Source organism: Mycobacterium sp. E2989 (assembly GCF_001667595.1).
GTDB lineage: Bacteria > Actinomycetota > Actinomycetes > Mycobacteriales > Mycobacteriaceae > Mycobacterium.
The window spans coordinates 29,704-43,362 of sequence record NZ_LZJX01000087.1 but is presented as its reverse complement, the minus strand read 5'-3'; the positions used below and the strand labels follow the sequence as shown (position 1 = coordinate 43,362).

At 68.7% G+C, this 13,659-nt stretch carries 9 protein-coding genes; 3 read left to right on the top strand and 6 right to left on the bottom strand.

Annotated features, from left to right (window positions below; all coding sequences use genetic code 11):
* Window positions 1-115: 115 nt before the first annotated feature.
* Both A5680_RS15610 and A5680_RS15605 read left to right on the top strand, forming a co-directional pair.
* Window positions 116-727, top strand: coding sequence for a DUF5134 domain-containing protein (locus tag A5680_RS15610; RefSeq protein WP_055405748.1), 612 nt, complete (start codon window positions 116-118; stop codon window positions 725-727).
* A 34-nt stretch (window positions 728-761) separates the two neighbouring features.
* Window positions 762-1,796 (top strand): FAD/NAD(P)-binding protein, encoded by a 1,035-nt coding sequence (locus A5680_RS15605; RefSeq protein ID WP_055400154.1) that lies wholly within the window; start codon window positions 762-764, stop codon window positions 1,794-1,796.
* A gap of 55 nt (window positions 1,797-1,851) precedes the next feature.
* On the opposite strand, the gene A5680_RS15600 is transcribed toward A5680_RS15605, so the two are convergent.
* The 5 genes from A5680_RS15600 to A5680_RS15580 form a co-directional block, all read right to left on the bottom strand.
* Complete coding sequence (locus A5680_RS15600) at window positions 1,852-2,520, bottom strand: hypothetical protein (RefSeq protein WP_067820797.1); 669 nt, start codon at window positions 2,518-2,520, stop codon at window positions 1,852-1,854.
* Window positions 2,508-2,921: a thioesterase family protein gene (locus A5680_RS15595; protein WP_055400158.1), complete on the bottom strand. Its 414-nt coding sequence runs from the start codon at window positions 2,919-2,921 to the stop codon at window positions 2,508-2,510. The genes A5680_RS15600 and A5680_RS15595 overlap by 13 nt, the downstream gene beginning before the upstream one ends.
* Complete coding sequence (locus tag A5680_RS15590; RefSeq protein WP_067820793.1) at window positions 2,918-7,771, bottom strand: NAD-glutamate dehydrogenase; 4,854 nt, start codon at window positions 7,769-7,771, stop codon at window positions 2,918-2,920. Before A5680_RS15590 ends, A5680_RS15595 begins: the two co-directional genes overlap by 4 nt.
* 100 nt (window positions 7,772-7,871) lie before the next feature.
* Complete coding sequence (gene ettA, locus A5680_RS15585) at window positions 7,872-9,548, bottom strand: energy-dependent translational throttle protein EttA (protein ID WP_055400163.1); 1,677 nt, start codon at window positions 9,546-9,548, stop codon at window positions 7,872-7,874.
* 79 nt (window positions 9,549-9,627) lie between these two features.
* The gene (locus A5680_RS15580; protein WP_067820790.1) at window positions 9,628-10,110 is read right to left on the bottom strand and encodes a single-stranded DNA-binding protein; all 483 of its coding nucleotides are present in this window, start codon (window positions 10,108-10,110) and stop codon (window positions 9,628-9,630) included.
* Between the two features lie 207 nt (window positions 10,111-10,317).
* Between A5680_RS15580 and A5680_RS15575 the strand changes: the two genes are divergently transcribed.
* Window positions 10,318-11,562 (top strand): HNH endonuclease signature motif containing protein, encoded by a 1,245-nt coding sequence (locus A5680_RS15575; protein WP_067820788.1) that lies wholly within the window; start codon window positions 10,318-10,320, stop codon window positions 11,560-11,562.
* 67 nt (window positions 11,563-11,629) lie between these two features.
* Here the strand turns inward: A5680_RS15575 and A5680_RS15570 are convergent, their stop codons facing one another.
* Complete coding sequence (locus tag A5680_RS15570; protein WP_067820786.1) at window positions 11,630-13,654, bottom strand: cytochrome c oxidase assembly protein; 2,025 nt, start codon at window positions 13,652-13,654, stop codon at window positions 11,630-11,632.
* Window positions 13,655-13,659 lie beyond the last annotated feature (5 nt).

Genomic DNA, 13,659 nt, shown 5'->3' with positions numbered 1-13,659 from the left:
ACGGCGGAGCAGTCTGTTTCGCGCGCCTTCCGGGGTGTCGCTCACGAGGGCCTATACCCCATGGGGGTACTGTCGTGCATGACCGAGATCGAGCACACCGGCGAGAGGTGGGTTGGTGGATAACACGTTGCGGTGGGTGGTGACGGTGCTCTTCGCCGTCAGCTTCGCGGCATACGCGTATTTCCTTGTCGCCCAACGCCGCTGCTGGACCGGCGTCGTCAGCCAGGTGCTCCACCTCGCCATGTCCGCCGTGATGATCTTCATGGCCTGGGGTGTGGGGATGACCTTTCCGACCGTCGTCGCGACGTTGGGTTTCCTGCTCGGTGGCGCCTGGTTCTTCGGCATCGCCGGGCATCCGCGCCGGGCGGTCGATGGCCGGCTGACGAACTACTACTACGCGGTGATGATGGTGGCGATGGCGTGGATGTACGGCGCGATGAACGGCAGCCTGTCGGGCGGGTCCGCTGACTCGGGCGGCCACGCGATGGACATGGCCGCGCCCGCGCCGCACCATCACATGCCGACGGCCGCACCGGGCTGGGTCACCGTCGTGAACTGGACCGCGGCCCTGGGGTTCGCCGCGGTGGCGATCTACTGGGCGTACCGGTGGGCGGCCGGACGGTGGACAAACCTGATGCCGAGCGCCGTGCGGCTGACCCACGCGCAGATCGTGACGCAGACGGTCACCGCCGCGGGCACCGCGCTGATGTTCGCCGACATCGCCTGAGCGGATGTCGCGGTCGCTCCTCTATACCTAGTACATGGCGACCTACGCGTGGACAGTCATCGGAGCCGGACCCGCGGGAATGGCCGCGGTGGGACGGCTGCTCGATCGGGGCGTACCGCCGGACAAGATCGCCTGGATCGATCCCGCCTTCACCGCGGGAGACTTGGGCGGCAAATGGCGGTCGGTGTCCAGCAACACCATTGCCGGGACCTTCATGAGTTTCCTGAATGGCGCTGCGGCGTTTCGGTTCTCGCAGGCACCGCCCTTCCCCCTGGCCGAAGTCGATCCGGAGGAGACCTGTGCGCTCGCCCTGGTCGCCGACCCGTTGGTGTGGGTCACCGAGCACCTGCGCGAACGGGTGCATGTCTTCCAGACGACGGCCACCACCTTGGTCCTGCGGCGACGGCGGTGGTGGATCGAAACGCGGGACACGGAATTGACCTCCGACAACGTGATCCTCGCCGTCGGCGCGGTACCCAAGGGCCTCGACTACCCGCTCGACGAGATACCGGTCGAGGTCGCCCTCGACGCCGACAGGCTCGCCGAGGTGCCTCTCGAAGGTGCGACGGTCGCGGTCTTCGGGTCCTCGCACTCGTCGATGATCGCGCTGCCGCACCTGCTGCGGCTTCCGGTCGACCGCGTGATCAACTTCTACCGCAGCCCGCTGAAATACGCCGTCTACCTGGATGATTGGATCCTGTTCGACGACACCGGCCTCAAGGGGCGGGCCGCCGAATGGGCCCGCGAGAACATCGACGGGGTCCATCCGGACAAGCTGGAGAGGTGCTGGGTTTCCGCCCCGGAATTCGACGAGAAGGTCGCCGAGTGCGACCACGTCGTCTACACCGTCGGTTTCGAACGGCGGCAGCTGCCCGAGACGCCGCAGTGGGGCCCGCTGGAGTACAACCGGATGAACGGAATCATGGCGCCCGGCCTGTTCGGGCTGGGCATCGCCTTCCCCGAGTACGCCGAAGACCCCTACGGCTACGGGCAATACCGCGTCGGCCTGAAGAAGTTCATGGACTACCTGGACGCGGTTCTGCCGCTGTGGATGGTCTACGGCACCTGACGAAGAAGCCCGGATGCCCGCCATTTGACTCACCGAGATTTAGAAGTCCGGTCCCTCAGCTCAGCAACAGCGGGTCCCCCCGGCGGCGGTACACGGAGCCGAACCGGGCGTCGATCCGCAACCAGGTCGGCAGGATCCGCACCCGGATCATTTCGTCCGCCCCGACGGCATCCGGTGACTGCGGCAGGAAACCCATTGCGGTCAACGCGAACACGCACCGCATGGGCAGGCCCACGCTGGCATCGGCGGAGCTCACCTGGATGACTTCCTGGTCGAGTAGCGAGACGGGCGGGCCGTGCGGACTGCCGTGCTCCTTGGCGAGGCGCGCGCCGCGCTGCGCCAGGTCGAGTACCACCCGGGCGGGGATGTCCTCGAGGTGGGTGAAGCCGGAGTCCGGCGGCAGGGCACCCCGCCACGCGGAGTCCATCGCGAAACCCGGATCGACGAAGCCCGCGTCGTCCATCGCCGACAGGCCGCGCGCCAGGGCGTCCGCGCCCACCGACAGATCCTCGGGCCGCACCTCGCCGGCCACCACCCGGCTGGCCAGAACGTCGAAACCCGTTGCCACCCAGGCCGTCAGCAATCCGGGCGGGCGCGCGCGAAGTCGAATCACCGCGGCGTCGTCGAGACGCATCGCGTAATCGACGAACGCGGTCAGGTCCCTGCGCTGGGTGGCCGGGTCGCGTGGCCCCAACCAGAGTCCGCGGTCAACTACCGGATCCACCGCTGCAAATACTCCCGATGGTGTGGGGAGAGCCGCACCAGCCGCTCCTCCTCGATATGGACGGCGGCCAGTTGCGACTCGGCGATGACGGCGGGCTTGGATTCCGGGTCCGCGGACACCGAGCGCACCTCGTAGCCCAGCGTGAAGTCGACCGCCCGCAACCGCTTGGTCCACATCGTCACCTGCAGCGGCGAATCGACCAGCCGCAGCTGACCCTTGTAGGTCACTTTCACTTCGGCGATCAGCAACCCGATGGTCAAGATGTCGACCTCGAACGCTTCACGCAGGAATTGGACGCGCGCCTCCTCGAGGATCGTGACCATCGTGGCGTGGTTGACGTGCTGATACATGTCGATGTCTGACCAGCGGACCGGTACGGGGGCTACGAAGCCGACGCTCAACTCGACGATCCTCTTCCGCTCGTGCGGGTCATGCGCCGGATCTGACGCGCGGCCACCGACAACGTCGCGAGATCCTTTTCCCCGCTTTCCTGGATCTCCACCAGCGTGCGGCGCGCCCGCTCCACCCGCGACGCGGACAGGTGTTCCCACTCCGCGATCTTCTCCTCGCCGCTTTCGTCGGGCTCCCCTACGGCGAGCACGTCGAAGCACAGCGACCGCAGCGAGGCGTAGATGTCGTCGCGAATCGCCAAGCGCGCCAGGGAATGCCAGCGGTCGTTGCGGGGCAGTTCGGACACCGCCGTCAGCAGGCCGTCGGTGCCCAGCCGGTCCATCAGGGCGAAATAGGTGTCGGCCACCTCGGCGGCGTCGATGTCGTTGATGTCGGCGATGTCGATGATGTCCAGCAGGCTGAAGCGATACAGGCCGGCGGCGATCATGTACGCCAGGTCTTTCGGTGCACCCTGCGAGGAGAACTCGGCGGCCTCCTTCTCGACGATCGCCTTGTCGTCGCCGCGCAGCCACTCCGACATCCGGGGGGTCAGGTCCTTGACCTTGGCGGCGAACCGGTTGATCTCGGCGCCAACGGCCAGCGGCTGCGGACGGTAGTTGAGCAGCCAGCGGCCGGCGCGGTCGATCAGCCGCCGGGTGTCCAGCGTGAGCCGATCCGACAGCGCGACAGGCAGATTCGCCGCCCGGATGCGCCGCCAGATCTCCCCGACGCTGAAGATGGCGTCGGTGGCGACGTAGGTCCGCACCGCGTCGACCGGGCCGACGCCGACATCTTCGGTGATCCGGAACGCGTAGCTGATGCCGGCGGTGTCGACCAGATCGTTGATGAGCATCGTGGTGACGATCTCGCGGCGCAACTGGTGACCGCGGATCTCCGGGGTGAACCGTTCGCGCAGTGGCGTCGGAAAGTATTGGGGCAGCCGGGAAGCGAACACATCCTGCTCGGTCAGTTCGGTGTTCAGCATCTGCTCTTTGAGCCCGAGTTTGACGTGCGCCATCAGCGTGCACAGCTCGGGCGACGTGAGACCGATGCCGGCCTCGCACCGCCGGTCGATCTCCTTTTCCGACGGCAGCGCTTCCAGTTCGCGGTTGAGCCCCCGCTCGTCGACCAGGTATTGAATCTGCCTGCCGTGCACCGGCAACAGGCTGGCCGCATTGGCGCGGCTGGTGCCGATCAGGTCGTTCTGATCCTCGTTGTCGGTGAGCACCAGCTGGGCGACCTCGTCGGTCATCGACTCCAGCAGCGACTTGCGCTCGTCGCGATCGACCCGGCCGGCGGTGACCAGCGAGTCGATCAGGATCTTGATGTTGACCTCGTGGTCCGAACAGTCCACGCCGGCGGAGTTGTCCATCGCGTCGGTGTTGATCCGCCCGCCCGACAGGTCGAACTCCACGCGGCCCAGCGCGGTCACCCCCAGGTTTCCGCCTTCGCCGATCACCTTGGCGCGCACCTGACTTGCGTTGACCCGCACCGGGTCGTTGGCGCGATCACCCACGTCGGCGTCGGACTCGGATTCGGCCTTGATGTAGGTGCCGATGCCGCCGTTGAACAGCAGGTCGACCGGCGCCTGCAGGATCGCCTTGATCAGGTTCGGCGGGGTCATTTCGGTGACCTCGCCGTCGATGCCCAGCGCGTCGCGCACCTGCGGGCTGACCGGGATGGACTTGTGCTCGCGGCTGTACACCCCGCCGCCCTCACTGATCAACGATTTGTCGTAGTCGTCCCAGCTGGACCGCGGCAGGTCGAACATCCGCCGGCGTTCCTCCCACGACGACGCGGCGTCGGGGTCGGGGTCGATGAAGATGTGCCGGTGATCGAAGGCGGCGATCAGCCTGATGTGCTTGGACAGCAGCATGCCGTTGCCGAACACATCGCCGCTCATGTCGCCGACGCCCACCACGGTGAAGTCCTCGGCCTGGGTGTCGACGTCCATCTCCCGGAAGTGGCGTTTGACGGCCTCCCACGCCCCCCGGGCGGTGATCCCCATCGCCTTGTGGTCGTAGCCCACCGATCCGCCGGACGCGAACGCGTCGCCCAGCCAGAACCCGTAGGACTTCGCGACGTCGTTGGCGATGTCGGAGAAGGTGGCGGTGCCCTTGTCGGCGGCCACCACCAGGTAGGCGTCGTCGCCGTCCCGGCGGATCACCTCGGGCGGCGGGCTGACCTTTTTGGTGGCGTGGTCGACGTTGTCGGTGACGTCGAGCAGCCCGGAGATGAAGAGCTGATAGCAGGCCACACCTTCGGCACGGGTGGCATCTCGGTCCTCCGCCTGATCGCCGGTGGCCAGCGGCGGCCGCTTGACCACGAAGCCGCCCTTGGCCCCGACCGGGACGATGACCGCGTTCTTCACCGCCTGCGCCTTGACCAGGCCCAGGATCTCGGTGCGGAAGTCGTCACGGCGGTCGGACCAGCGCAGGCCGCCGCGCGCCACCGGGCCGAAGCGCAAGTGGACGCCTTCCACGCGGGGCGAGTACACGAAGATCTCGTACTTGGGGCGTGGCAGCGGCAGCTCGTCGATGAGCTGGGCATCCAGCTTGAGGGCCAACACGTTTCGCGCACGCGCCGAACCCTCGCGCGTGACGAAGTAATTGGTGCGCAACGTGGCCTGGACCAGGGAAGCGAACGCGCGCAGGATGCGGTCGGTGTCCAGACCCACGACCGCGTCGATGTCGGCGGCGACCGCCGCGGCGGCGGCCTGCGCGTCGCGACTTGTCGGCGACCCCGCGGAAATAGAAGCCTTGGGATCGAAGAGCGCTTCGAACAGCGTGACCAGCGACCGCACGGTCGAGGGGTGCTCGTTGAGCACCGCTTCGATGTGGGACTGGCTGTAGGGAAAACCGGCCTGTCGCAGGTATTTTGCGTAGGCGCGCAGCAGCACGACCTGCTGCCAACTCAGCCGCGCGCGCATGACCAGCTCGTTGAACCGGTCGATCTCCACGCGGCCCTGCCAGATGGCGGTGACCGCGTCGGCAAAGCGTTGCGCGGTCGCGTCGCGCTCGGCGGCCGTGGTCGCCGGCTTGATGGTGGGGTGCGGCGAGATCTTGAACTGGTAGATCCACACCGGCAGCCCGTCCGGGCGGGTCACGGTGAAGGGCCGCTCCTCGAGGACCACGACGCCCATGCTCTGCAGCATGGGCAGCAGCTGGCTCAGCGAGGCGGTGCGCCCACCCAGGAACCAGGTCAGCTGGGCCGCCCCGTCCTCGCCGCGTTCGGAGAACAAGAGCTTGACCGAATTATCTTGCAGCTCTTTGATTATGCCGATGTGCTCGATCGCGTCGACGGGGGTGACGGATTGTTTGTAGGCTTCGGAGAACGCGTCCGCATAGTGCTCGACCTCGGCGTGCTCGACGGCCCGGTCCGCGGCGGCGCCGATCAACCGGTCGGTCCAGGTTCGCGCCGCCTCGCTCAGCATCCCCTGGATGCGGACCCTGTTCTCCTCCGAGACGTCCACCGGCGCCGCCTCTTCGGGCAGCCGGACCATGAAATGCATGAGGGCCCAGGGTGATTCGCTGACCCGGGCGGTGAATTCCAGTCGCGTGCCGCCGAACTCGCGGACCAGGATGTCCTCGATCTGCAACCGCACCTGTGTGGTGTAGCGGTCGCGTGGCAGATAGACCAGGCAGGAGACGAAGTACTGGAGCCGGTCGGCGCGCAGGAACAACAGCGCCCGCCGTTGGGATCCCAGATCCACCACCGCTTTGGCCATCGCCAGCAGCCGCTCGGCGCTCAGCGTGAAAAGTTCGGAGCGCGGGACGGTTTGGATGACGTCGAGCAGCAGCTGGCCGGGGTGGATCGGGTCGCTGTCGGCCATGGTGAGCGCGTCGCGCACCCGGGTGGAGACCGTCGGGATTTCCAGGACGTCGGCGTTCATGGCGGCGACGGTGAACAACCCGACGAAGCGGTGCTCGACGATGCTGTCGTCGCCGCCGACGTTCTCGCGAACCGCGATGGCGTACGGGTAGGCGCCGTAGCGCAGATAGCTGCCGACGACCGATTGCGCCAGCACCAGCATCTTGTCGTCGTCGGTCAGCCGGGGGCGTGAACCGGTGCGGGTGCGCAGGACACCCAGGCCGGGTGACCCGTCACCGGAGACCAGACCCTCGTGCACGCGGCAGCGCTGGTAGCCCAGCAGCAGGAAATTCCCGTTACCCAGCCAGCGCAGCAGCGCCGCGACGTCGTCACGGTCGGGGGCCGAGAAGTGGCCGTGCTCGTTGGATTCGACGTCGGCGGCCAGCCCGCTCAGGGTGGCGATCAACGCGCCCGCGTCGCTGGCGACCTGCTGCACGTCCGAGAGGACCTTGGGCAGCAGCCGTTGGACCTCGGCGAGACCCTTGCCGTCGACGGACGGCAGCAGCTGCACGTGTATCCACGCCTCCCCCAGGTATTGCGGGGCCCCGGGCGGCTTCGGTTCGACGGTGACCAGGTCGCCGCTCGGGTTGCGGTGCACCTCGAACACGGGCGTCATGATGGCCGTGTAGGGCACACCGAGCCGGTGCAGCAGCACCGTGACGGAGTCCAGCAGCATGCCGCCGTGGTCGGTGACGACTTGCATCGCGGGCCCGATTCCGGTCGGGTCGTCCGGGGGGTAGACCGCGACGCGGCTTTCACCGGCGGGACGGTGCTGCCCGAGCCGATAGTGGGCGCCCAGCATGGCGGGAGTCACGATGGCGGCCGGAACGGTCAGGTCGATCGGACCGGATTCGGCGACTCCCGGCTGGTCGCCGTGCGGACCGCGATAGCTCTCGATGTAGGCCTTCGCGATCCAGTCCGGGATGTCCTGCTGCTGGGTGAACGTGGTCCACGGCTGGAGGGCCTGCTTGGCTCCGGGATCGATCGTCATGCCGATGGCTCCCAACTCGCGACCATTGCCACTGTGCTCAACCGCCCGCTCCTGTGCCGCCGTGCCGCCGCATCGCCGTCGAGGGGCAGCGCAGCTGACACTAGTCGCGCGTGAGCTTCCGGTGGGTCACTCTGTGCGGTCGCGCCGCGTCGACGCCGAGCCGTTCGACCTTGTTCTCCTCGTATGCGCCGAAGTTGCCCTCGAACCAGAACCACTTGGCCTCGTTGTCCTCGTCGCCCTCCCAGGCCAGGATGTGGGTGCAGGTGCGGTCCAGGAACCAGCGATCGTGGGAGATCACCACCGCGCAGCCGGGGAATTTCTCCAAGGCATTCTCCAGCGAACCCAGCGTCTCGACGTCCAGGTCGTTGGTCGGCTCGTCGAGCAGGATCAGGTTTCCGCCCTCTTTCAGCGTGAGCGCCAGGTTCAGCCGGTTGCGCTCGCCGCCGGACAGCACGCCGGCCGGCTTCTGCTGGTCGGGCCCCTTGAACCCGAAGGCCGAGACGTAGGCGCGTGACGGGATCTCGTTCTGGCCGACCTCGATGTAGTCGAGGCCGTCCGAGACGACCTCCCACACGGTCTTCTTGGGGTCGATGCCGGCGCGGGACTGGTCCACGTAGCTGAGCTTGACGGTCTCGCCGACCTTGACGGTCCCGCTGTCCGGCTGCTCGAGCCCGACGATGGTCTTGAACAGGGTGGTTTTGCCGACGCCGTTGGGGCCGATCACGCCCACGATGCCGTTGCGGGGCAGGGTGAAGGACAGGTCCTTGATCAGGGTGCGCCCGTCGTAGCCCTTGTCGAGATGCGAGACCTCGACCACCACGTTGCCCAGCCGCGGCCCGACCGGAATCTGGATCTCCTCGAAGTCGAGCTTGCGCGTCTTCTCCGCCTCGGCGGCCATCTCCTCGTAGCGCTGCAGGCGGGCCTTGTTCTTCGCCTGGCGCGCCTTGGCCCCCTGCCGCACCCAGGCCAGCTCCTCGGTCAGCCGCTTCTGCAGCTTGGCGTCCTTGCGGCCCTGCACCGACAGCCGCTCGGCCTTCTTTTCCAGGTAGGTCGAGTAGTTGCCCTCGTAGGGGTAGGCGCGGCCGCGGTCGAGCTCGAGGATCCACTGGGCGACGTTGTCCAGGAAGTACCGGTCGTGGGTCACCGCCAACACCGCGCCCGGGTAGGCGGCCAGGTGTTGTTCGAGCCACTGCACGCTTTCGGCGTCCAGGTGGTTGGTCGGCTCGTCGAGCAACAACAGGTCGGGCTTGGCCAGCAGCAGCTTGCACAGCGCCACCCGGCGCCGCTCGCCGCCGGACAGGTTCGTCACCGGCTCGTCCGGCGGGGGGCAGCGCAGGGCGTCCATGGCCTGTTCGAGCTGCGAGTCGAGGTCCCACGCGTCGGCGTGGTCGAGCTCCTCCTGCAGCCGCCCCATTTCCTCCATCAACTCGTCGGAGTAGTCGGTGGCCATCAACTCGGCGACCTCGTTGAAGCGGTCCAGCTTGACCTTGATGTCGCCGAGCCCCTCCTCGACGTTGCCCCGCACCGTCTTCTCTTCGTTCAGCGGCGGCTCCTGCTGCAGGATGCCGACGCTGGCGTCCGTGGCGAGGAAGGCTTCGCCGTTGTTCGGCTTGTCCAGCCCGGCCATGATCCGCAAGACGCTCGACTTGCCGGCGCCGTTGGGGCCGACGACACCGATCTTGGCGCCCGGGTAGAAGCTCAACGTGACGTCGTCCAGGATCACCTTGTCGCCGTGCGCCTTGCGGACCTTTTTCATCGTGTAGATGAACTCAGCCATGCCGCGGTCATGCCTTTCTGGTCTTTGAGAGAGTTCTCGCGACCATCCTAGGCATCGCCCGGGGGGCCGGATTCCGCAGCTAAGCCGACATCGGCAACGGTCCGGTGTCGGCGGACGCGGCGCCGCCCTCGCCGTCGGCGTCCGCACCGGCGGGGCCGGCGGCCTCCCCGGCCGGTGTGGCGGGGTCGGCGGGGGCCGGACCCGTGTAGCCCGGCCGCTCGATGCGCACGATCGCGCGGGACACATCCGGCCCGACGGACGTGGCCCGCATCTCCAAAGACGAGCGGCGGTTGCCGTCGCGGTCCTCGTACTCGCTGGTGTACACGTGGCCCACCACGATCACCGGCGCCCCCTTGCCCAAGGCGGCGCCGACGCCGGTGACCAACTTGCCCCAGCAGTTGACGTTGATGAACAGGGAGTTACCCGGCTCCCAGCCGCCGTCGGCCGTGCGCCGGCGGGAATTGCTGGCGACGCGGAACTTGATCACCTCCTGCGTGCCCACCTGTCGGCGTTCGGGGTTGGTGACGATGTGTCCGACGACCGTAAGCGGTGTTTCAAACATTGGCTGATCCCTTCTCGGTTGCTATTTCTCTGGTGTGGTGACCATTGACCTCGCCGCAACCGACGGACCGCGCATGAACGGGGCCTAAACCGGCTCTCGACGGGCGGCCCTGTGGACAAAGGCGGGACTGTGGATCAGTCCGATCGCACGTCCGCGGACCACCCGCAGCAGCCGGAACTTGTCGTACCCCGTTGCGATCGTGGGCCCATGTCTTCGACCGCATCTGCCGGCGCTGTGGCAGTGAGTCCCACCGAGCGTTTGGACGAGGTGTTCGAGGAGCTGGCGGAGTTGGCCGGTCAGCGCAACGCGATCGATGGGCGCATCGTGGACCTGGTCGCCGAGATCGATCGTGATGAGCTGTGCGGCATGACCGGCGCGCGCTCCGTTGCGGCGTTGGTGGCCTGGAAGCTGGGGTTGTCCCCGGCCGCCGCGCACACCATCGCCACCGTCGCGCACCGGGCCGAGGAGTTCCCCCGCTGCACGCAGGGGTTGCGCGAGGGGCGGCTGTCGCTGGATCAGGTCGGCGTCATCGCCGCACGCGCCGGCGAGGGCTCCGACGCGCACTATGCGGAGCTGGCGCGGGTGGCCACGGTGCACCAACTGCGAACCGCGATCAGCCTCGAACCGCGCCCTGACCCCGGTCCCCGGCCCGAGCCAGAGCGCTCGTTCACGAAGACGTCCACCGAGCGGGGCAGCTGCTACCGGATCACCCTCCCGCCTCCGGACGCCGCGAAGTTCGACACCGCGTTGGCGTCACACCGGGACGCGCTGATCGCCGAATGGAAACAAGACCGCACCGACGGAGCGTCCGAAAGCGCGCCGCCGCTGCCGGGCACCGCCGAGGCGTTTGTGCGGCTGGTAGAAGCCGGCTGGGATGCCGAGGCGGCTCGGCGGCCGCACGGGCAACACACCACCGTGGTGGTGCACGTCGACACAGAGAAGCGCGCCGCGGCACTGCATCTGGGTCCGCTGCTGTCCGACGCCGAACGCCGCTACCTGACCTGTGATGCCACCTGTGAGGTGTGGTTCCACCGAGACGGCCAGCTCATCGGCGCGGGCCGAACCACGCGCCAGATAAGCCGACGGCTACGCCGCGCGCTGGAGCACCGCGACCGCACGTGCGCTGTGCCCGGCTGCGGCGCGACCCGGGGTCTGCACGCTCACCACATCTGGCACTGGGAAGACGGCGGCCCCACCGAGCTGACCAACCTCGTGCTGGTCTGTCCCCATCATCACCGGCTGCACCACTCCGGGGGCATCACCATTGTCGGACCCGCACACGATCTGACCGTCACCGACGCCGCCGGGCGCACACTGAGTCCGGGATCGCTGGCGCGCCAACCCACCGGACCGCCGCCCGCCGTTCCACCGTGCCCGGGACCGATCGGCGAACGCGCCGACTGGTGGTGGTATGACCCCTACCAGCCCAAACCACCACCGTCCAACAACTAGTCCGTCGCCGAAGCCGAGAACCGCGCACGGACCAAGAGCCGCTCGAGGCCCGCACCGCAGCACCTTGTCACTGGGGCTTTGCATGTCCCGGCGCGTCGCGCCGCGCCAACTCGGCCAGCATCGCGTTGTAGGCGACGAGCTCGGCGTCATCGTCGCGCTCGGCGGCGCGGTCCAGCCGCCGGGCGGTGCGGTCGTCGCTGCGCGCCCACTGCACCAGCAGCGCCAGCATCACGATCACCAGGGGCAGTTCCCCGGCCGCCCAGGCGATGCCGCCGCCCAGCCGCTGATCGCCCAGCAGATCGGTGTGCCAGCTCAGACCGAGCGACCGGTAGTAGTCGGCGCCGAGCACCCTGCGGGTGCCCATCAGCACCACCCCGAAGAACGCGTGCAGCGGCAACGACGCGAACACCACGCCCACCTTGGCCAGCGGCGGGATCGGCCGCGGCGTGGGGTCGACGCCGATGACGATCCAATAGAACAGGTAGCCGCTGAGCAAAAAGTGCACGTTCATCGCCAGGTGCCCCGCGTGGCTGCCGACGGCGGTGTCGAACAGGGTCGACAGGTACAGCCCGTAGAACCCGGCGACGAAGAGCACGGTCGCGACGACGGGGTTGGTGAGGAACCGCGACAGCCGGCTGTGCAGCGCGGCCAGCAGCCATTCCCGCATGCCGGGCGGGTCGTCACGGCCGGCGGCGGGCAGCGCCCGCAGGGCCAGGCTCACCGGCGCGCCCAGCACCAGCAGGATCGGGACCAGCATCGACAGGCCCATGTGGGCGACCATGTGGACGCTGAACATCGCCGGCATGTAGCGACCGATGCCCGAGGAGGTGACGAACAGCAAGGCCAGGCAGCCGAGCAGCCAGGCCGTGGTCCGGCCGGGCGGCCACGCGTCGCCGCGGCGGCGCAGGCGCAGCACGGCGGCCACGTAGAGGCCGGCGAGCACGATCGCGGCGGTGCCGAAGATCAGATCGAAGCGCCAGTCGAACAGGATGCGCGCCGGCGTGGGCGGGCCGTTGAAGTCGTAGCCGATCTCGGCTTCGGGTATCGAGGGCAGCCGGGCCGGCGGTGGCGGCGGCGGGGTGCGGCCCAGCCCGACGGCGACGCCGAAGGTGAGGCCGAAGACGGCGGCCTCGGTGAGCGCCAGCCGAAGCAGGACGCGGCGCGCGCCCTCCGGCTCGGCCTGCAACCGGCCGACCGAGGAGCGCCGCTGACGCCAGCCCAGCACGCCCAGCACGCACAGCGCGAGGAACTTCGCGACCACCAGGCGCCCGTAATCGGTGGTCAACAGGTCACCGAGCGGCACGCGCACCACGGCATTCATCACGCCGCTCAGCGCCATCGCGACCCAGCACCACAGCGCGACCGCGGAGAACCGCCGCGCCGCCAGGGCGAGGTGCTCGCCGCCCCGCAAGCCGTAGGCCGCCAACGCCAGCAGGCCGCCGGCCCACAGGCCGGCGGCCACCAGGTGGATCAGCAGGCTGTTGGTGGCCAGGTCGTGCGACCCGCCGGCCGACGAGTGGCCGGTCAGCCCCAGCGGGATGAGCGTCAGCACCGAGCCGGCGAACAGCAGCGGCGTCCACGACCAGCGCAGCACCGGCAGGCTGGCCAGCATCACCAGCGCGGCCAGCGCCGCGGTCCACCGCCAGGCCGACGCGGTGGTGACCAGGCCCGCCACCGACCAGATGCGCACCGGGTTCAACAGCGCGCCCAACGGTCGGCCCGACACGTCCGAGACGGTCAGCGGCACCAGCAGCGCGGCACACACCGCCCAGACCCCGGACGCGACCGTTCCCAGGCGAAGCGCCCGGTACCCGTCGGCGTCCAGGACGCCGCTGCGCTGCGGGGGCACCAGAAACGCCGCGAACAGGAACGCCCCGACGGCCAGCACCGCGGCGAGCTCCCCCGCCGCCCGGACGAACGGCAGCCCCAGCGTGGTTGCCGGGCCCGGGTTCGGCAACCCCGTGGCGCTCAGCGAGTCGGCCAGCGACAGCGCGCCGATCCCGGCCGCCGTGCAGCCCGCCAACACCGCCACGCCGATCAGCAGCGGCCACGCCGGCGCGCGCGGGGTGCTCACCGACCGATCGACCGTCATGCAGC

What these genes read in the sequence shown, in the direction of transcription:
- A5680_RS15605 (WP_055400154.1), top strand. Translation starts at nt 762, where the DNA reads ATGGCGACCTACGCGTGGACAGTCATCGGAGCCGGACCCGCGGGAATG.
- A5680_RS15590 (WP_067820793.1), bottom strand. Translation starts at nt 7,771, where the DNA reads ATGACGATCGATCCCGGAGCCAAGCAGGCCCTCCAGCCGTGGACCACG.
- ettA (WP_055400163.1), bottom strand. Translation starts at nt 9,548, where the DNA reads ATGGCTGAGTTCATCTACACGATGAAAAAGGTCCGCAAGGCGCACGGC.
- A5680_RS15580 (WP_067820790.1), bottom strand. Translation starts at nt 10,110, where the DNA reads ATGTTTGAAACACCGCTTACGGTCGTCGGACACATCGTCACCAACCCC.
- A5680_RS15575 (WP_067820788.1), top strand. Translation starts at nt 10,318, where the DNA reads ATGTCTTCGACCGCATCTGCCGGCGCTGTGGCAGTGAGTCCCACCGAG.
- A5680_RS15570 (WP_067820786.1), bottom strand. Translation starts at nt 13,654, where the DNA reads ATGACGGTCGATCGGTCGGTGAGCACCCCGCGCGCGCCGGCGTGGCCG.